The sequence below is a fragment of the Neobacillus sp. DZ-9 genome (assembly GCF_059587065.1).
Genome location: NZ_JCAIOL010000015.1, coordinates 81533 through 100540 on the forward strand (window position 1 = coordinate 81533; position 19008 = coordinate 100540).

Below are 19008 nucleotides of genomic sequence, written 5' to 3' on the forward strand. Positions count from 1 at the left end.
TCGGCTTCTTTGCTTATTAGTTTGGATTGAGCCTTAATGCTAGGGGATTTCCTTCTCAGCTTACAGACTGCTCCTCAATCTCCAGATTATGAAACCAAAGCTAGAAAACTAAGAGTTGTACCGCGTGGAAGGACGTGGAGAATGATGAGAGAGAAATGGCCGAAAACAAAAAAGGATCTTGATAACGGCAGGCTTTCACCGCTTGGCTTAATTAGAGGAAAATCATTTAATCCTTTTCAGATTAAAAAACATCATCAAGTACTTGCGTATGGGTATGACTTGAATGATAACAATCTGTCCATTAATATCTATGACCCAAATTTACCAAACGATGATCATATAACTTTATCATTTAATATAGAAAAGCCCGAATCGACAACCACTGTTGTTCATTCAAAATCATCTAAAGCGATTTATGGTTTCTTTAGAACTACTTACAAGTTTACCAGGCTGGCGAATTTTAACTAGATTTCAATTGGTACGTTCACCTCAGTCTAACAGAGCAGATCAAAGGGCATCCTAGAGGTTGCCCTTTTTGTTTTTCCTTTATCATTTTTTCGTCTTCAGTAAGGCCGCGTAGTTTGCCGCCTTTTCGGGTGAAGCAGTGAGTGATTTCTCATAACCTTTTTGGAAGCTTTCTTTGTACGCCTTCACAAACCCTTGCCCGAGTACCCGCTGAGCTGCCTGTACCGCATTCATTTCCGGATGGGCATGAAGGTAGGCGTTGAAGTTCTCCTCAGAGGAAAAAAAGAGGGACACCTGGCGAAGAAGTCCTATTTTCATGAGGGGTCGAGCGATCTCCTTCTTGTTTGCCAAACTCAGCTGAGAAGGTGGTACCTGCTGCCAAGCACGGGAGATTCTAAAATTATGTCGGTCTTCAAGCCCCGAACGGATTCCTTCATAAAAGCCTTCTTTCTTCCCCATTTCGACGGGATCCGGAGGTGGTTGGCCGTCAGTGTGAAGGGCGCCGGTGAAAAGGAAGCCGGCAAATAAGAAAAACGCCATAAGTTTCCGTATCACAGCTTTTTCCCCTTTCTGTGTTTTTCGTTTCTTTAGTTTAACCAATCAGTTTCTTCATATGTAGTAGAGAAGGAGGAGATCTCATTGATAAAATAAAAAAGTGAGAACAAGCTCCTATTTAATTCCAAAACCTCATTGGATAAAAAGGACCTATCTAGAAAGCTTTTTCTTTCTAAAAAGAGGAATTTAGTTCAATTACAACTTATGTAAAATGGCTCTTGTTACATTAGGCCAAGTATTTTATTGTTAAAAAATGAAGACTAAAAATCAAAGATTTAATAAATTGCAGCAAGATAAGATTTTCAAGCGATTGTTGATAGGAAGGGTAAAGATACATGCTTTATATATGGGATATTGAGAAGATCATTATAAATACATTACAAGAGCAAAAACTAAAATTTAATGTTGAATTCAGCGATAAACTCACTTCACCGATGAGTTATAACTTATCCACAAATACAATTAAGTTTAACTACATACAAATTAACGGCTATAACGCTAAAATTAACTTTAAAGTTAGAGAAACAGATGAAAACTTTGTGAAAATTATTCTTTATCATCAACTCGGTTATTACTTAGAATTCAGGAAAAATCCACGAGTTTTAAAGACACTCTATTATGGCAAAGAAGAAGAAAAGATACAGCTTTTAGCAGAAGTCGAAGAGAATGCATGGGAACATGGAAGAACATTCGTACCAATAGATCTTTTAAAAGCCTATGATCAAGTACGTGAATTGGATAAACTTCTGTTATAGTTGTACAGTTGATTCTATTATAAAATTGATAGTAAAAATACTTATGAAAGCGGTTGAACGATGTACGTTCCAGGATATATCACTCAAGATGAAGAAGCAGCGCTCCCTTTTTTCAACAGCCACGATGAGGCTCTTATATGGTTTAAGGATAAATACGGTAATAACTTCATATTTACCGGTTCAGAAATGATCGATGAACTGCAATGTCATTTTTATTATTTAATTATAAATCGGGAAATATATGAAGCCGGTCAGAATGAATTTGTGACAAAAGGTATTATCACCGATGCCATAAACTACATGGGCAGTTACCAAGAGGTTCAAATCTTTGATGATGGAAGTATTCATATCGCACATTAAATCAAAACTCCTGCTTAAAAGAGGAAAGGCTTCCGTTTTCGGGTGCTTTCTTAAGAAATGACACAAGAATTGACGTATCATTGGCATACGTCTTTTTCTTTATTTATCAAGGTTTCTGCGGAATTTCTTTAACTTTGACATAGCAATTGACATCATTATTATGATGGACAATAAGTATTGTACACTTAAAAAAGAGAGCCAAAACTTCTGTCAAATTAATTGTTTTTTGAGTACCAATATTATTGATCCTTCTTCAACTAACGGAGCAGTATAGTTCAATAGGAAATAAGGACAAAGTTAAAGAATATATGATAAATATACAAAATTTATTTGCTTTAGGGGGTAATTATTTATGAAAGTTTATTCTACTGATGCAATTAGGAATATTGGTATGCTTGGTCATAGTAGGTGCGGTAAAACTTCAATAGCAAATGTACTAAACAAGCTAAACCAGGGATGTCTTATTTGTGGCGTTTTAGAAAATATGGGGCATTTTGAATGGTTATGCAAAAAATGTGAAGAGGATTTCTGGGTAACATATGAACGAGATGGGGGATACACCATCACTAAATTAGTGGGACACAGTCGTACTGACTGAAAGGAATAAGCTGAATGAATAAACATTGTTATTCAACTAACTGGTGCTTGAGCGAAAAAAAGTTAGGTTGCTACGGCTAACGGGTTCCATTTTGAAGTACAAACATAAAAAAAGCATATGAAAAAGAACATCAAATCGCATACGGTTTAGATGTTCTTTTTTTGTTGATATAAAGGCATTTTAACCGTATATGTTGTGTTTCTAGTGTACCAATTCGCATATAAAAAGGTTTGGTCATAGGACTTTCTATAACGAAGCTAATTACTATACCTTTTAATGGTCGAAATTAATTCCATATTTTATATTTAAACTGAAACTTTTATATACATTGTGTAGGAGTGCACTTAAACAAACGGGTCAGAATTTTTTAATAAGAGTTTGAAAAATCAAGAATGAATTTGGATATCACTACAACATTATGTTAAGCTCTACTATATATTGTCGTATTATTGTAAATTATCAAAAAGGGAGATTAAATTATGAATGTTGGATTTATAAAGGTTCAGGACATTATAGAAAATTATAAGACTGCCGTTTATGAACAGAATGTTGAGAAGTTTGTATCAGCATACGCAACTAACATTCAAGTTTATGATTGTTGGGATGACTGGGAGTGCAAAGGTATTTCGAAGTGGAAGGAATCTGTGAATGGGTGGTTTAACCACTTGAAAGAGGATGGTGTTCAACTCAAAGTAGAGTTGAATGATTTAGTTGTTGAAGAAAATGCGGGACTTGCCTTCATAAATAGTAATGTGTCTTTCATAGCTTACAATGGGTCTGGAGAGAAACTCCGCCAGATCACTAATAGATTTACATTTGGATTAAAAAAGGAAAATAATTCTTGGAAAATAATACATCAACATTCATCATTACCAATCAGTATGGAAACTGGAAAAGGCATTTTTACTTTTAAGTAATAACCAGATCTAACTAAAATATAACAATTTCTTAAACTATAGGGGTATTCTTTAAAAAGAAAAACATCGCAAATTTAGCGATGTTTTTCTTTGCTATTTAGCTTGGGAAATAGCCTGCTACTTTAAGTTTTGTACTTCAAAACAGAACCCGTTATGCTACGGCAGCCTTTTTCTTATTGTGCTCTAACGATTCAGTTTAATAAGATGCATAAAATAAACCTCATTTCTGAGGTTTATGGCTTAAAATTCAATAATCCCAAGAATTTGCTTGTATTGCCTTGAAATTTAAAGAAATGTGGTTGGTTCTCATTGTCAAAAATCAATAAATATGGATTTTCTTGAACAGGAAAAATAATCATTACTTCATCTACAAGGTCATTGATCCATTGATTTTTAACCGTAACATTAGGTTCTAAAGGGATTTTTATCACAAACCCATTATTAGGATATGGGTTCAATTTCACGTAAACCCCTGTTATTCCATCAAGAAATTTCTCTACTTCTTGTTGTAAATCGGGGTTTTTTTGAACATTTTTTATAACTTTACCTTTTTTTATATCGATAATTTGTATTTGATGATTAGTTTGAGCCATAGCATTGGTTGTATATAGTATAAAAATACAAAAACTTATAAAAATCTTTTTAATCACTCTAATCACCTCAAAGGTATTTTCCCCAATAATTAAGGTGGTATTAAAATGTCGATTATGTAGCAGCAATTTTGAGATTGTGAATAATTGTACTTAAACAAACGGGTGCGTTAGTTTAATAAGAAGTATAAATAAAGCCTGTATCAAGGATTACTCGGTAATCTAAGATACAGGCTTTTTATTTAGGTAATTAATTGTTCTTATATATATTTTACTATTAGAAGTTTTTTTATTATTACCTTCTTTATTTAACTATTAGTTCTTATTGATTGAAGAAGGAAAAAAGCTGAATGAATAAAAATTGTTATTCAGATAAACTGATTTAGTTGTATAACCTGATTTACTGCTGCTGCGTTCTTTTTATTAAAATGGTGGATAGTTGAATAAGAATGGTGTATCTCTTTGTAGGTTCATAAAGTATTTCGGTACGGGTTGTTTTGTTTTTCAGTGTCGAACTCATATTTTTCCCTTTTAAGCCTTCACGAATATTTTGCAACTTTCCATTTCCTTTGCTTTATTCTCACTTTGTTTCTTACTTATTCCCATATTATTTCACCTTTCATACTCCAAACTATTCGGATTATTCCTGAGGATCATAAACGATACCCATAAACAACGGAATCTTTGTGTGATTATCCACGATAGCAAAAATAAATGGTCGATTTAACACGATGATTTTGGGCTGAATTATGAAAGCGGATCCCGCCATCATTTCAATTTTTGTTATCGCGCCAGCCTTCGTACCTTTCTCATCTACTTGAATATAGGCTTTGTGTAGTACATCAGAAATATAGAGTGGAAAATTAGACATACTAGAAAAATCAGCTTTCTCTGAATTGAACGCATCTATTAGTTCCATATTTTTTAGTGTTTTCACTAATGAGTTCGAGAAACTAAACTTAAATTTTGGAATTTTAGCGTAGACCACTTGTTCCTTATCAGCACTTTCAAGCAATTGTTTGAAATGAACACCATTCAAATTTTTTAGTGCAACAACGGGATCAGCATGGTCTTTGGGTAAAATAGCTACGAAGCTATATTTTGGATTTTTCCAATTCTTATCATCATATGGTTTTTCAAATCCGATGAAACTCGAATCCTGAAGGTAGTTAAATTCAGTCGATGACATAAAAGGCGTAGAGATTGTTTTTCCATCTGATAAATGAAAATCTTGATTATTGATTTGGAATTCATTATAGATAGAACTCCAGTCCATTTCAAACAGTACAGAGTTAATCAAAAGCAACTTGTCTTGACTATTTGGCTTATCAAGGATTTTCTCGATTAATCCATCTGTATTGTCATTAATCCAGTGGTTTATTTTGTTTACTGCCTCTTGTGAGTTTAAGGTAGTCACATAAACATCAGCATTGAAGTAATCAGCGTTCTGCTGTAAAAAGTTATGATTGAGACAAAAACCACTGATGTCCTGATACCAAATTGAGTTCGCGATTTTGACTTTTCCGCTTGAAACATTCGTCATGTCGTCTGCAAGCGCAAGGCAGTCTTTTGCCAATTGGTTTGTCGATATCCCGTTGCCCAAAACTTGTTCAAACTGTTTCTTGGTATCTCCTTGTGCACCGAGCGAACTCATCCCTAGCGCTTCCAAAACGGATACAGGCGAAAGGACAATGTTTTGCTTTCGTTTTGCAGTTTGTTTAAGAAGAGAAAGAGAGAAAGCATTTGCTGCCGTTACGAATTTATTATCCTGGCAATTGCTCAGTTCAGGTTTTATTGATGAATCACGTTGGATGCCCCTCATTAAATCATTAGGGGAAATATGCTTCTGTTTATCTTGCAAAGAAACCACCCCTTTTTTCTCAATCTGATTTTTCTTCATTTCCTATCCCTCTGATTTGCTATGTTCTAGTGTGAGAATAAGATTTCATCTTTCGTGCTCCAAGCTATATTCTATGCGTGTCAGCCCCTTAACATGAATTAATTTATGTACGGATTGCCCCAACTGTCCTTTTCAGGAAACTTGTGCTCTTTTTTCCCCTTTTTTTCTAAACTTCCGAATGAAACACCTTTTAATCAAAACAGAACCGTTAAATTTCAACTTTGTGAAGGAGTACACTTAAACAAACGGGTGCTTGAGTTGAGAATGGAGTTGCGGTAAGCAGCTCTTTTTTTTCGTTGATCATACTAACGGGGCAGGTTACTTTAAAAAGGTTCATTTATAAATAGCTATTTCAAAGCAGGTGAATTTTTAAATCCACCGAATTATAGTAGTATTCGCTAGATTATGTAATTTTTAGGTGGTGTGGATTATATGATTCTTTTTCGCCCAGTTGGAAAAGCAGAATTAGACCTAATTGAAATTAATAATTATTCTGCATTTCCACCCAGGTTGCCTGACCAACCATTTTTTTATCCTGTTCTTAATCAAGGGTATGCTGAGGAAATTGCCCAGAGATGGAACACAAAAGATAAACATTCGCAATACAAGGGATTTGTTTTAAAGTTTGAAGTTGACGATGTATATATATCCAAATTTAAAATTCAAACAGTGGGAAAAAGTTATCACCAAGAACTGTGGATACCAGCAGAGGAATTAGAAAACTTCAATAAATATATAAAAGGAAAAATTGAAGTTGTGAAAATATTAGAGTAGTTGCTGCCACAACTTTTTTCAATTCCACTAACTTTTGGGTTTCGTTGAAAAGATGAGGTTCTGCGGCAATCCAATTTCTTAATCGACTAACGGTCAGGATTGTTTTTCTCATAAAAGGATGATAAAAAAATCGTATATAATCCAAACGAAGGGTGATGAATATGGGAAAAATAAAAGTAATAAAAGGCGATATTACCAAACAAACCATTGATGCCGTTGTCAATGCCGCAAATTCAAGCCTGCTTGGCGGCGGAGGCGTGGATGGTGCCATTCATCGTGCGGCAGGAAGGGATTTATACGATGAATGCGTTGCTATAAGAAACAAGCAAGGTGGTTGTCAAACAGGAGAAGCTGTAATTACAACAGGCGGGAACTTGCCTGCAAAGTATGTAATTCATACCGTTGGTCCCGTATGGAACGGCGGAGAGAAAAACGAAGAAGGACTATTGAGGAATTGTTATTTAAATTCGCTTGAATTGGCACGTACAAACAGAATTGAAAATATCGCCTTTCCAAACATAAGCACTGGCATTTATGGATACCCGAAAATACCAGCGGCTCAAATTGCAGTAAAATTAGTAACCGAATACCTTAAAAACAATGAAGGAATCAAGGAAGTTGTTTTTGTATGTTTTGATGAAGAAAATTATCAAATTTATCAAAAGTTAATTGGAAAATAAAATTTTTTCCTTAGCAGAGGATTTATAATTTTGTGAATAAATTCACTTACACTAACGGGTGCTTATGTTGAGCAATCGGGTTGCTGCGGCAGCCCCTCTTTAATATTAATTTTACAAAACAGTTTGGTGGAAGAAGCTGATAAAATATTATAAAGAAACAATATGCTAGGAGGTGTCTTATGAATAAAATTATTGATAAAAGGGATTGGTTAATTAAAGAATCAAACTCAATAATCTCATTTGAAACGACTGGTGGAGGAGGTTGGGAAAAATGGGACAGGTATATAGCAATTGAGGGAAAGAAGGCTTTTCATATTGGAAATATCTGCGGTACCTGTTCATTTTTCTTTGAAAGGTTAAAGGGTGCAAACGGTTCTATTAAAGGAATATCACCTAAAGAGATTAGTAAATCATTACAAGAAGGCATAACAAAGTTAGACAGTGATTTTCTTTCTAAAGTATCATTAATTCTCCCTAGTGGGGATTATGAAGTTTCCATATTAGAAGTAATCCCGAAGTTTATTGAATTAGGTTCAGAACAAGATTACTTTTCTAACGAACAAGTTCAAGTGTGGGGAATAGATGGTTTTTGGGGATTACCACATTACCCAAAAGTTAAATACTATCGAGGATTAACTAAAGAAATTAATAATACCTCTAAGTTATTTGAATTTATTGTTCCTACTTTTCCTGTAAATTGGTTAGACGAAGATACTGTTGAAATGTATAAGTCATTTATTTCTGAACAAAAGAAACCCACAGCATTGTGCTTATCGGTTTTAGACATAAAAGAACCTGCTGACTATGATGATAATCTAAATCATACTCAACATTGGTGTTTATCACATTACATTGTGGATGGTCATCATAAGTTGTATTCAGCAGCATTACTTAATAAGCCTATAACATTACTTTCATTTTTGGCAAAGAAAGAATGTATAGCAGATAATGAAGATATTAAAACATTGTTTAATTATCTATAAAACATAATGTTTTTAGTTTCTAATTCAGCTTACTGATGCATTTATTAAAATAAGGGACTGCTGCGGCAATCCCTTTTCTTGTTCAACTAACGAAGCAGGTTTAAGAAGAAAATAGAATACATAAACGTAATTAATCAAAGATTTAGGAGGAATTATTGATGGAGTGGTCCCAATGGTTGCAAGGCGGTCCTTTCCTTGAGGTTAGTTTCTTGTTGGAACTTAAAGAAGAAAAAACGAAAACAATACAAGATATTATAAATAAGTTATCAAGGGTCACAAATAAAGTTGAAATCGTTGATAATAACGTTGAAGAAATTATTGATTTTTTTGATAGAGGTTATCCCTATGATGAAGAAGACCCGCAATCCATAAACTTACACTCATTAAGATTAAGATTATATGTCTATTTATCAAGGAAACGAAAGGCAACATTACAAATAGAAATGGTTTCTTCAAATGCACTAATGGTTGATTTTTGGTTTTATGGAAATGAATTTGATGAACCAGAATGGGACCAAATTGGTATAAAAAAAGAAGAATTTGCAGGGTTTACAAGTTTACTTAAAGAATTGTATTCCGTTTATGAATTTAAAATCGGTGGAATTGCAATCGAAGAAGATGTTCTTGAATTATTTGGGTTCGGCGAAACATATCCTAACGAGTGTTATCGTTATGAGAACTTGACTCCTGACCATTTTCTTAAAGAACCATCTAATTTCGTATATATAATTTGGAGGGGAAAATACAAGAAATTAAGCCATATTCCTTACAATTACAAAAGGCTTGATAAGGAAGGAATCCTTATTGAAACTGGTAGTTTTTATGACTAACCTTATTCAAATAACGGTGCAGTTTAGTGGAAGAAGGTATTTATTTTTTAAACCAAAATATGTATGTATAGGCTACTTTAAAACTAAGTTAAGGTGGATTTGAAATGGATAAAAGAGTTCTTTTCGACTTTGAAATCGATTTTACAAATGGCGGAGGATTACAAGGGCAGGAATTTCGTCTTGATATTGATGGAGATGACATCTCAGATGAAGAGTTAGCTAAGTATATTGTAGAAGATATGAGGTTACTAATGGTTGGTGAAGTAAGGATACTAAACAAGAAAATCATTAATGAAAAACATAAACGAAGACCTGCTGGTGAGAACTGTGAAAAATAATAAAAGTTTTTTCGCGTTACCCCAAGTTTTAGCTGCAAAATCAGGCAGTTTATCTTTTGTGCTAACGTGGTGCTTATGTAAAAGACGGGATGGCTACGGTCATCCCGTTTTCTTATTGGACTAACTGGCAGTTTACTTGAAGAAGGAATCGTGATGATATTTAGTTTAAAACAGTAAATTGGAGTCAGTATGTATTGATACTGGCTCTTTTTTTTATTTTTATGGTAAATGGAAATTTCATTTTATAAATATATTTTTATACTTTGTAAAAGTAAACTTTACTTTTTTATAATTATGATTTAAAATAAAGGTAAATTAAGGAAGTGGAGCAAAGAGGTGTAAATTTTGAAAGAAGACTTTGGTGATTCAATAACAAATAAGGTGTATGAGCATCGAGTGTTAAGAAGAATATCGCAGAGGGAGTTAGCGGATGCAGTTGGGGTTTCGAAGCAGACGATTTTTGTAATGGAAAAGAACAATTACTCTCCTTCGCTAGTGTTAGCTTTTCGAATTGCGAATTTTTTCGAGGTTGATATTATTGAAATATTTTCTTATGTAAGAAAGGATGATAATAATGATTGATGTATTAAATACATGGATGTTAGAAAGCACAAATAATTTCAACATCATTGTGGGAATTACAATGGTACTATATTTAGGTTCATTGATTGTACTTTTGTTTATTAGTAAAAAATTTGGTAAGCCAGATGAAAGAACAAATGGAATTTATTTAAAAATTACCTCTTGTATGTTTCTTACCCAATTGATTATGAATAGCATCTTTATTTCCCAAGTCGACCGCAATATTGAATATTTTCGTCAATTCTTTTTATTATTTCAAGGTGTTGTATTTCTAGTTGGTGCAGTTTATTCTTATCGACTTTATAGAAAAGATTTTAAGTAATCTTATTAAAAAATCATTTTAGTTTGTCAATTAATTCACTTAAACTACGGGGTGCGATAGTTGAAGATCAGAAGCTGCCTGTGTGGCGGCTTATTTTTCGCACTTAAGGAATTTAATTGTCTCTTATTGGACATGAAAAGGGAACCCAATTATCACTCCTGCTATAACAAATAACATTAGTAAAAAAACAGGTTCATACAATAAACTGAAAATTTTAATATCAGTGGAATAATTCAAACCAATAGTGACAAAATACGCTTGATTTGCTCAATAGAAGTATCTGTATTACCATGAAAGCTTGCAATGATTGCTTCATTAAAATTTGATTGGATATTTACAAGAAATTCAAGGAAAATGAACAATTCGCCTTTTACATATTTTTGTGATTGGCAATGAGAAAGGGGCTTATCAGTTGTTTTCCGAAATGGTTAAAATGCTTTATGAAAGGTATCAGCAATTAGTGATAAGGTACCAAAATGTGGGGGATTGTGATAAAATACTTCAAGATTTTCACTTCACATGGTAGAATGTTGACAGCCTCGTTTTTGGGAGAGTGGTTATTTTGAATAATTTTCAAGGCAATTCACGTTCAACGTTTAGAACAAAAAGAAAAAAAATCAATTTCATTTTAAACGGATCAATTGTAATCGTAATTATACTTATTGCATTTGTTTCGTACTCGATTTTTTCGTCAGGAGATAACAAGGAAGCATCCAAAAAAAGTGTTCAAGCCTCAGCTGAAAAACAATCGGTTCACAACATAAAGAAGGATAAGCCAGCTGTGAAAAAGAGTTCAACAAGTAATCAAACAAATGACGACTCATCGACTCAAGATCAAACTCAAAATGATCAATCGAATAGTGATACTGCATCAGCAAGCAATTCATCCTCATCTTCTTCGGATAGCTCGCAGTCAAGTTCAACAACATCACCAGCACCGGAAACACCGGCACAACCGGGTCAACAGCATGTTACAAGCTATGATTCAAGTTCTCAAGATTGGCAGGAGATGCTGCAAACAATCTCTTCTGCTGCTGGAATAGATCAAAGCAATATGACTGTATGGTTTTTAGGGAGCGACAAAAGCAACCCAGGCGGCTCAGTCGGGACTGTATCAGCAAAAGCAAACGGCTCGCAAAAATATCGTGTATATCTGCAATGGGATGGCTCTGGATATAAAGCAACAAAAGTTGAACCAACTTCATAAAAAAGGCAAGAAAGAAGAATTGAAAATCAGCCTCAAACTGGTAAAAACGAGAAAGCCATCGAGCCGTTTTAATCCGGAAAACGGCAAACAAAAGAATCTTGCTGACCACAAATTTCATAAACCATAAAACAGGGCATAGGAATTTCCTATGCCCTGTTTCTAATTATTGGATCTGTTAAAGAATATTGTTTTTTCTTCTTCATTTAACTTTAGTTACCTTTCAAAGGGGTGCTACGACAGCCTTTTTTTATTGTACTAAAGAAACAGGATAGTTGAAGATGAAGGAGAATTTATAACTTATATAGCTTTACAAAAATACCAAAGATTAAAAATGAAAATGATTAATGAAATCATTGATATTCTATTAAATAATGTGAATTGTGAAGAATTGCACTTAAACTAAAGGGTGCAATAGTTAAAGATGAGATCGCTGCGGCGGTCTTTTTCTTGTTCAGCTAACGGAGCAGTTTTGTTGAAGAGTAGTGTTTAATTTGTGTTCAACAATCGGGCCATTTTCTTGAACAAAAGTTTTAAAGAAAATTGGCTATTATGGTTCAATCTCTAAAGAAAGATCATTAATTCATAAGTCTTATAAATATAAATAGGAAATATTTCCCTTATATTCCATATTTTTAACCTGTAAACTGATACATAGTTAATAAGATTATTTTTTAGGGATAAAAAGAGAAAAAATGAATTTATCCCTCAAGGAACTATAAGAGCTGTTTCTGTTTATTTTATGCTTTTCAATTCTTTTTGCATTTTCGCCACAGTCTAAGGACCAAAAAGCATCATCCATATTAACGGCTGGGGAGCGAAACGGGATTCATTCATTGGTTTACAGGCCGAAAATATATTGTGTCAAAGATTTATTTATGTTCGGTAAATTTAAAAAGACAAGACACATAAATAGAAGGTGTCTTTCTGATTTGATAATTTTTTAGAAAATTCAGCATTCATATTGTTTGGGATATATTACTATCATTACTTTTGATAGGCACCAACTAGTTGCTATTAGAAAAATAACACTTGTAAAGGAGTCGATTTAATGACATTATCTCAAGGATTTTGACAATATATATTTGGATGGGAACCACTATTTCGTATGCTTCGATCATTAAACCAAATAAGTTTTATAAGTATCCACCATAGTAAATGCATGCAGCTTCTCTCAATATTGTTATATTTTTATAGGTTAAATTAATATTTTTATAGAGGAGATTTTCATTTTGAAAAATAAAATAAAAAGTATGCTGAGTATTTTATTGAGCTTTGCAATTGTTTTCGGCGGAATTGGGCAAACAGTGGTGGCTAAGGGTGTTAACGATGCTAATCAAGGACGACAAAAGATTTCTAGTGAGGAAAATGTAAAACAGTGGTTAAGTGAATATGAATTCTATGAGGATACCAGAGATGGATTAATCTATGAGAAGGTTGCAATAAATGAATTAAAGCGTTTCGTAACAGTCATAAAAAATTCTAATGCTAAGTTAGATTCTAATGCACTAGATAATCTGATTAGGGAATTTGCTAAAACCGGAGACTTTAAGCAAAAAGATATGAATGAACTTGAAATGTTTGAACAATTGATTAACCAATATGAACAAGCAGTTCAAGAGGAGTATATAAAAGAGGTAGTTCTAAAAAGTGATCTGCTTTTGGATATCAAACATAAGTTAACAATATATCTATGGGGCTATGCATCAAATAACGATTTTAATAAACCAACTGAAGTATTACTTGCAGATATACTATTTAATTTTTATTTATCGGATAAAATTGTCAATAAAAATGCTATTGGCATTTTAAAAGATATCTCTGATCAATCGGATCAAAATGGAAATAAAATAAAAGCTCATTTGGATAACGCTGTGAAAATGTCTGAAAAAGGTAATGAGTTTCTGGAAAAAGATCTAGGTATCCCTGCATCAAAGTCCTATCAAAATGCATATAAACAAGTGTTATTCGGACTTGAAAAAGCAGGCTATACATTTAACACAGAATTCTTTGAAGCTACCTCTGACACGGACGGTGACACGATAACAGATGGAATAGAATTCCTAGAGGGAATGAATCCATTTAAAACGAATACAGATGGGGATGGATTAAAGGACAATATTGAATATGAGATCAAATCATCTATTTCCCCAACAAAATATGATACAGATCATAATGGCATAAGTGACGCAGATGAAGATACCGATGGAGACGGCCTGAATAATAAAGACGAGCAGGTTTATCAAACAGCTTTAATGAAGAAAGATTCCGACCAAGATAGCTTAACTGACGGATTTGAAGTACATCAGTTTAAATCATTACCTAATAAGTTTGATACAGATAACGATGGGTTAAGTGATGGAGATGAATATGCTTTAAAGACAAATCCGAATGCTGCAGACAGCGACAATGACGGAATCGAGGATTCACAAAAACTCTATAAACAATCGATTAGTAAATCATTGATTCAGCCTGATAAATCTGAAATTAAAAGTGTAGAAGTTAGTTTTAATGCAAAGGGTAATATTAATAAAACGACTAGAATTAGCAGCACAAACAACGTAAATATTAAAACAACCAATTTACACGGTATTATTGGTTCTCCTTTAAGCATCAATACGCAATCAGAATTTGAGAAAGCAAGTATTACGTTTACTTATGATGAAGCGAAGCTAGGAGACACAGTGGAAAATGATTTAGGCATCATTTGGTACAATGAAGATAAGGAAATGTATGAAGGCCTTAACACTGTGTTAGATGCAAGTAAGAATACAATAAGTGTGGAAACTAATCACCTTGGCGAATTTCTGGTTGTTGATAAGACAAAATGGTTGGAGCTTTGGAGCAGGAAAATAGACTACTCAGGGACGCATGGTGTTAATGAAACGCAGCTTCACAATATGGCAACGAGAACAGGTGGAAAGAACGATCAAGCCGCAAGCAGCGATAAGTTGAATGACATTGTCCCCAGCGATGATTCAGGTGATGGAGGGATAGATACAACAGATTCCGATGGGGATGGCTTATACGATATCTATGAAATTAACGGAATGAAAACACCATACGGTATCATCTACTCAGATCCTAACAAGAAAGATAGTGACGGAGATGGATTAACCGATGGGGAAGAAATGGGTCCATTCCAAACATTCACGGTAGACATTTTTGGGGTTACTATTCATTTTGAAGGATTCTTTCCAAAGAGTTTTCCTGACCGAAAAGATAGTGACGGAGATGGAAAGTTTGATAATGAGGATTTAAAACCGTTGTACTCTGATTTATCCGATATGGTCATTTTCCAATCAGATAGACCAGAAGGCTATGATGAAAATGGAAATGTAGCGAAGGATATGACAACAAATGATTATACTGGAGATGAAATGACTGACATTAGCTGGATGTTCAATTTTCAATTACTAGAATCATATTTCCCAGGTATTCTCTTTGATGAGTTCGAAACAATGTCCACAAGCTTATTTTCTACGGGAGAAATGGAAGATGTTGTTTTAGATATGATTGATCATTTTGAGGAGGGAACTGGTACAGCGTATAGTAATCAGACTTTAACTAAAAAAGCGAGTGAGCATGAGACTACAAAAGACTATGTTGAATTTGTCAAAAATTCTTTAATTGATGAGCTAAAGAAAAATGGAGGTAATTTGGCAGCACTTCAGTTTGATAAAAGTACAAAAGCAACTAATACATTTTATCAAAATATACAGGATAATGCTTCTTACCCGACGTTTAGCAGCTGGAGTGATAGAATAGGCGGACTTACCATTACGGTAAATGATACGTGGGGGAATAAGATATCCGTAAAAGATTTTTCAGTAGAGAACAATCACTTTGAAGGTGTCATGCATGTTCGTTTATATGATCATTTTGGGCTAGATCAGCCAGATGTGGAGAAAATGTATGTCAACTTAGCAGGATTTCGTTCTTGGTTTGTCTTACAGCATTATGAAGATTATGATGGGGAATATAAACCCTTTGTTACTTTAATGGAAATGGATATCCCATTCGAGGGGGAATTGAGCAATTAAAGTTAATATAAAAATTCTAGTTTTGATTATTGGAATATTCTTCATTCCATTATACTTAATTGGATGTACAAAGAATGAGGAATCAAGCGGGGAAACAAAGATTTTCGAAATTGCCAATACAGAACAAATCGTTGGTAAAAAGGATGAAGAAGTGGTAACTCTTAGAAAGCATTACATGATTCTAAATCCACCAAAAGATTTAAAAGATTTGAAAAAATTAGTTGAAAAATACAGTAAGAATCATCCAGTTGAAGATGAAAAGAAAGCAATAGAAGGAAAAAACAGGATTTTTTATATGTCCTTTTATAGGGAAAGTGACGATTTGCCAAGAGACTGGCAGCCTGATGAAAGTTACATGAATACGGATCGGATGGAACATCATAAACATGATCTCATTGTATCGATCATTTGGTCAGATGCTGATCCACAAAAAGAATACAATGTTTATGATAAAAATAAGGAAGGAAAGGTAATTAAGAGGATGCGTTTTATTGAGGATCAGCTTGTTGAGTGATACACTGGATCACTATGAATATTTTCCATAGTGGCCCTCATTACTCGAATCGTTTCCATACCCTATTAAAACTTTAATATTTCATAATACAAGCTAATATAATTTTTTCTTTGTTCCGTTAAAGGGCGCTTTTCTTGAAAAAGAAGGCGTCTTTTTGTAGGTAATATAGCCACTCTGTTACAACATATGGGGCACACCTCTGTAATACAAGACTTTGGGCTTTACATCTATCAAAATAAAACAGAGTAACTCAGAATAATTAAACAAGATAATATATTTATAAAGGATTTATATTATAATTGTTACCATTTACATATTGATTATCTATGGGTCGATTATTCATTAAGAGGTAAAGGTTATGGTAAAGAGTTATTAAATCATATTGAAAAAACGGCAAGAGAAAATAATTGCAGACTAATACTATTAGATTCTTTTAGCTACCAGGCACCAGATTTCTATCAAAGGTTGGGATTTAAAGTCGTTGGAATAGTAGAAGATCACCCAGAAGGATATAAACAGTATTATTTAGAAAAGAAATTGTTTTAACAGCTATAAACATTAATTTTATTAAGAAACTTATTCATCGAGTGCGTTAGTTCAATAAGAAGTATTAAAAAACAGCCTGTATCAATGTTTACTTGGTAATCAATGAGACAGGCTTTTATCTATCTATCGGAATTTAATTGTCCTTATATATATATTTATTCTCATACCAGTATTGTTGAGTTGTTAAACACAATTTCATTGGGATTTAATGCGTGCAAGAGTTGAAGATCCCACTTCCATCAATGCCGCATTTTATTATACTGATGAGACAGGATACTGAAATTAGAAACAGTCGGAATAATCAAGGAAAAGCATGTGTTGAGCAAGGCTTTCATTCTAATAGCCTATACGATTCCTGTCCATTATTACTTTTTCACAAATTCAGATTTTAATTTCATAGCTCCAAAACCATCAATCTTACAATCAATATCATGATCTCCGTCAACTAAACGGATATTTTTAACCTTTGTACCTACTTTTAAGACTGAAGAACTCCCTTTTACTTTAAGGTCTTTGATTATTGTTACAGTATCACCATCGGTTAAGACATTTCCATTTGCATCCTTGAAAATCCTTTTATCCTCATTATTTTCGGTTTTTGAATCTAAAGTCCACTCATAAGCACATTCTGGGCAAACATAAAGAATTCCATCTTCATATGTATATGTTGAATTACATTTTGGGCAATTTGGTAAATTTGACATAATTGCATTTCCTCCGTTCATTTAATCCTTTTTATTACTATTTATTATCTTTCTATCTCCATTTATATTTGGATTGTCTACCAAGGGATCTACCGTATGCTTGTAAGTATATGCTTTGGAAGTTGTTATAACACTTAAGAATAGCACAATTAAAACAATCAAAACTCCAACAATAATAAAACCCATTATCATTTTATTCACCTGACTTCATTCATTATTAGCAAAACGATTATTATAGATGGTCATGTTGCACAGAAACACTTCACCAGATATACTATTTGTATATCTGATTATTTGAATATAGTATAATACGAATCTACACCTGATTACATATTTAGTCAAAGGTTTTTTAGATAAAGTGCTTTGAAAGTTTATTCATACGATTTATACAATATTTTATAAATAACAGCATCAACCCATTTTGAACTCTCAGAAAAAAAGGATATATACTTTATTGAAATTGTGGGGTAATAATGAGTATTGAAATGACGAAAGATGAAATAATTAATTACGGTTTAAAAATATTTGAAGAAATTGGAGCAAATGAAATTTGTAGGGTCTGTATTAATAGTGGAAATTCCTGTTGCTTTGGATGCGAATTTATAGCTGACCAAGTTGGCTGTCAAAAAAGAAATACCGCATGTACTGCTTGGCTTTGTGGTGTGCAACGATATTATTTTAATGACATAGGACTATTAGCGGAATGGAATGAATTTTGGAAACAAATTCCAGGTAGGATTTATAGGGCAGACCGAACTCCCGAAGTGATTACAGTGGACAGGTTACCAAAAAGTGATCATTTTAGTAAAAATAAAGGAAAAAATCTAGCAAAAGAATTAGAAATTTTTATAGCAGGTGGAGGTAGTATTGATAAATTAGAAAGAAAGTTAAGCCTTGATTTGGAATTTGGTAACCTATATTTAAAATAAGCTGCTACCTTTGAAGTATACTTTAAAGAATACAAAAACAACATTTAGACTAGGTAAAATTAATGTGTTATTTATGGAATGGATTCCTGTTATATTTCAAGGAAACGATCATTTTATAATTTTTCAATACGCATCTGGTTACTGTGAGATTATCCAAGAAGGAGAACCCAATTATAAAGTTAAACTGGTGCATTTTTCCGAATTGAAATTAAAAGGAGCGTGATCGTCTAATAGCGGTCATTTTTTGTTAGTGTTCTAAAAGGGCTGTTTAGTAACAAAGTATTTAAAAATAATTTGATTAGAAAACTGTCTTAACTGTGCAGCATTACTTTGTTCGAGCTTTGCATTTGTTGGAAGGTGTTTTGGATTTGACAAATGACTTGCTGATTGTATATGAGTGATCACTCCTTAGTAAGTTT

At 33.3% G+C, this 19008-nt stretch carries 22 protein-coding genes and 1 pseudogene; 17 read left to right on the forward strand and 6 right to left on the reverse strand.

What is annotated here, in order from left to right; genetic code table 11:
* Nucleotides 1-141: 141 nt before the first annotated feature.
* The gene (locus AC59HZ_RS28155) at nucleotides 142-468 is read left to right on the forward strand and encodes a hypothetical protein (protein ID WP_496549071.1); all 327 of its coding nucleotides are present in this window, start codon (nucleotides 142-144) and stop codon (nucleotides 466-468) included.
* Nucleotides 469-549: 81 nt separating this feature from the next.
* On the opposite strand, the gene AC59HZ_RS28160 is transcribed toward AC59HZ_RS28155, so the two are convergent.
* Nucleotides 550-1065 carry a hypothetical protein gene (locus AC59HZ_RS28160; RefSeq protein ID WP_496549072.1) on the reverse strand — a complete coding sequence of 172 codons (516 nt, stop codon included), beginning with the start codon at nucleotides 1063-1065 and terminating at the stop codon, nucleotides 550-552.
* A 290-nt stretch (nucleotides 1066-1355) separates the two neighbouring features.
* Here AC59HZ_RS28160 and AC59HZ_RS28165 point away from each other — a divergent pair, with 290 nt between their 5' ends.
* The 4 genes from AC59HZ_RS28165 (at nucleotide 1356) to AC59HZ_RS28180 (ending at nucleotide 3650) form a co-directional block, all read left to right on the forward strand.
* Nucleotides 1356-1775, forward strand: a complete 420-nt coding sequence (locus tag AC59HZ_RS28165) for a hypothetical protein (protein WP_496549073.1) — start codon at nucleotides 1356-1358, stop codon at nucleotides 1773-1775.
* A gap of 60 nt (nucleotides 1776-1835) precedes the next feature.
* Nucleotides 1836-2135: a hypothetical protein gene (locus tag AC59HZ_RS28170; protein ID WP_496549074.1), complete on the forward strand. Its 300-nt coding sequence runs from the start codon at nucleotides 1836-1838 to the stop codon at nucleotides 2133-2135.
* Nucleotides 2136-2487: 352 nt separating this feature from the next.
* Complete coding sequence (locus AC59HZ_RS28175) at nucleotides 2488-2733, forward strand: hypothetical protein (protein WP_496549075.1); 246 nt, start codon at nucleotides 2488-2490, stop codon at nucleotides 2731-2733.
* A gap of 479 nt (nucleotides 2734-3212) precedes the next feature.
* Entirely contained in the window at nucleotides 3213-3650 is a 438-nt protein-coding gene (locus AC59HZ_RS28180) for a YybH family protein (RefSeq protein WP_496549076.1), read from the forward strand.
* A gap of 233 nt (nucleotides 3651-3883) precedes the next feature.
* Here the strand turns inward: AC59HZ_RS28180 and AC59HZ_RS28185 are convergent, their stop codons facing one another.
* The 3 genes from AC59HZ_RS28185 to AC59HZ_RS28195 form a co-directional block, all read right to left on the reverse strand.
* Complete coding sequence (locus AC59HZ_RS28185) at nucleotides 3884-4300, reverse strand: hypothetical protein (RefSeq protein ID WP_496549077.1); 417 nt, start codon at nucleotides 4298-4300, stop codon at nucleotides 3884-3886.
* 340 nt (nucleotides 4301-4640) lie between these two features.
* Nucleotides 4641-4796 (reverse strand): hypothetical protein, encoded by a 156-nt coding sequence (locus AC59HZ_RS28190; protein WP_496549078.1) that lies wholly within the window; start codon nucleotides 4794-4796, stop codon nucleotides 4641-4643.
* A gap of 84 nt (nucleotides 4797-4880) precedes the next feature.
* A complete protein-coding gene (locus AC59HZ_RS28195) occupies nucleotides 4881-6140 on the reverse strand; it encodes a serpin family protein (RefSeq protein ID WP_496549079.1) in 1260 nt (419 codons plus the stop codon).
* A 423-nt stretch (nucleotides 6141-6563) separates the two neighbouring features.
* Here AC59HZ_RS28195 and AC59HZ_RS28200 point away from each other — a divergent pair, with 423 nt between their 5' ends.
* The 11 genes and pseudogenes from AC59HZ_RS28200 to AC59HZ_RS28250 all read left to right on the forward strand — a co-directional run.
* Nucleotides 6564-6914: a hypothetical protein gene (locus tag AC59HZ_RS28200; protein WP_496549080.1), complete on the forward strand. Its 351-nt coding sequence runs from the start codon at nucleotides 6564-6566 to the stop codon at nucleotides 6912-6914.
* 161 nt (nucleotides 6915-7075) lie between these two features.
* Nucleotides 7076-7594: an O-acetyl-ADP-ribose deacetylase gene (locus AC59HZ_RS28205; protein WP_496549081.1), complete on the forward strand. Its 519-nt coding sequence runs from the start codon at nucleotides 7076-7078 to the stop codon at nucleotides 7592-7594.
* Between the two features lie 179 nt (nucleotides 7595-7773).
* Nucleotides 7774-8577, forward strand: coding sequence for a hypothetical protein (locus AC59HZ_RS28210; protein WP_496549082.1), 804 nt, complete (start codon nucleotides 7774-7776; stop codon nucleotides 8575-8577).
* Between the two features lie 158 nt (nucleotides 8578-8735).
* Nucleotides 8736-9407 carry a hypothetical protein gene (locus tag AC59HZ_RS28215; protein WP_496549083.1) on the forward strand — a complete coding sequence of 224 codons (672 nt, stop codon included), beginning with the start codon at nucleotides 8736-8738 and terminating at the stop codon, nucleotides 9405-9407.
* A gap of 104 nt (nucleotides 9408-9511) precedes the next feature.
* Nucleotides 9512-9745: a cyclase gene (locus tag AC59HZ_RS28220; RefSeq protein ID WP_496549084.1), complete on the forward strand. Its 234-nt coding sequence runs from the start codon at nucleotides 9512-9514 to the stop codon at nucleotides 9743-9745.
* Nucleotides 9746-10090: 345 nt separating this feature from the next.
* Entirely contained in the window at nucleotides 10091-10327 is a 237-nt protein-coding gene (locus AC59HZ_RS28225) for a helix-turn-helix transcriptional regulator (protein ID WP_496549085.1), read from the forward strand.
* On the forward strand, nucleotides 10320-10649 hold the full coding sequence (locus AC59HZ_RS28230) for a 6-aminohexanoate hydrolase (protein WP_496549086.1): 330 nt from the start codon (nucleotides 10320-10322) through the stop codon (nucleotides 10647-10649). The genes AC59HZ_RS28225 and AC59HZ_RS28230 overlap by 8 nt, the downstream gene beginning before the upstream one ends.
* 562 nt (nucleotides 10650-11211) lie before the next feature.
* Nucleotides 11212-11856 (forward strand): DUF1510 family protein, encoded by a 645-nt coding sequence (locus tag AC59HZ_RS28235; RefSeq protein ID WP_496549087.1) that lies wholly within the window; start codon nucleotides 11212-11214, stop codon nucleotides 11854-11856.
* 1229 nt (nucleotides 11857-13085) lie between these two features.
* Nucleotides 13086-15896, forward strand: coding sequence for a DUF3289 family protein (locus AC59HZ_RS28240; protein WP_496549088.1), 2811 nt, complete (start codon nucleotides 13086-13088; stop codon nucleotides 15894-15896).
* 22 nt (nucleotides 15897-15918) lie between these two features.
* On the forward strand, nucleotides 15919-16410 hold the full coding sequence (locus AC59HZ_RS28245) for a hypothetical protein (RefSeq protein WP_496549089.1): 492 nt from the start codon (nucleotides 15919-15921) through the stop codon (nucleotides 16408-16410).
* Nucleotides 16411-16713: 303 nt separating this feature from the next.
* Nucleotides 16714-16956 (forward strand): annotated as a pseudogene (locus AC59HZ_RS28250) (GNAT family N-acetyltransferase); the annotation flags it as partial.
* 365 nt (nucleotides 16957-17321) lie between these two features.
* On the opposite strand, the gene AC59HZ_RS28255 reads toward AC59HZ_RS28250, so the two are convergent.
* On the reverse strand, nucleotides 17322-17660 hold the full coding sequence (locus tag AC59HZ_RS28255; RefSeq protein WP_496549090.1) for a zinc ribbon domain-containing protein YjdM: 339 nt from the start codon (nucleotides 17658-17660) through the stop codon (nucleotides 17322-17324).
* A gap of 21 nt (nucleotides 17661-17681) precedes the next feature.
* The gene (ytzI, locus tag AC59HZ_RS28260) at nucleotides 17682-17852 is read right to left on the reverse strand and encodes a YtzI protein (protein ID WP_496549091.1); all 171 of its coding nucleotides are present in this window, start codon (nucleotides 17850-17852) and stop codon (nucleotides 17682-17684) included.
* 281 nt (nucleotides 17853-18133) lie between these two features.
* Between ytzI and AC59HZ_RS28265 the strand changes: the two genes are divergently transcribed.
* Nucleotides 18134-18589: a DNA mismatch repair protein gene (locus tag AC59HZ_RS28265; protein ID WP_496549092.1), complete on the forward strand. Its 456-nt coding sequence runs from the start codon at nucleotides 18134-18136 to the stop codon at nucleotides 18587-18589.
* The last annotated feature ends 419 nt before the right edge of the window (nucleotides 18590-19008 follow it).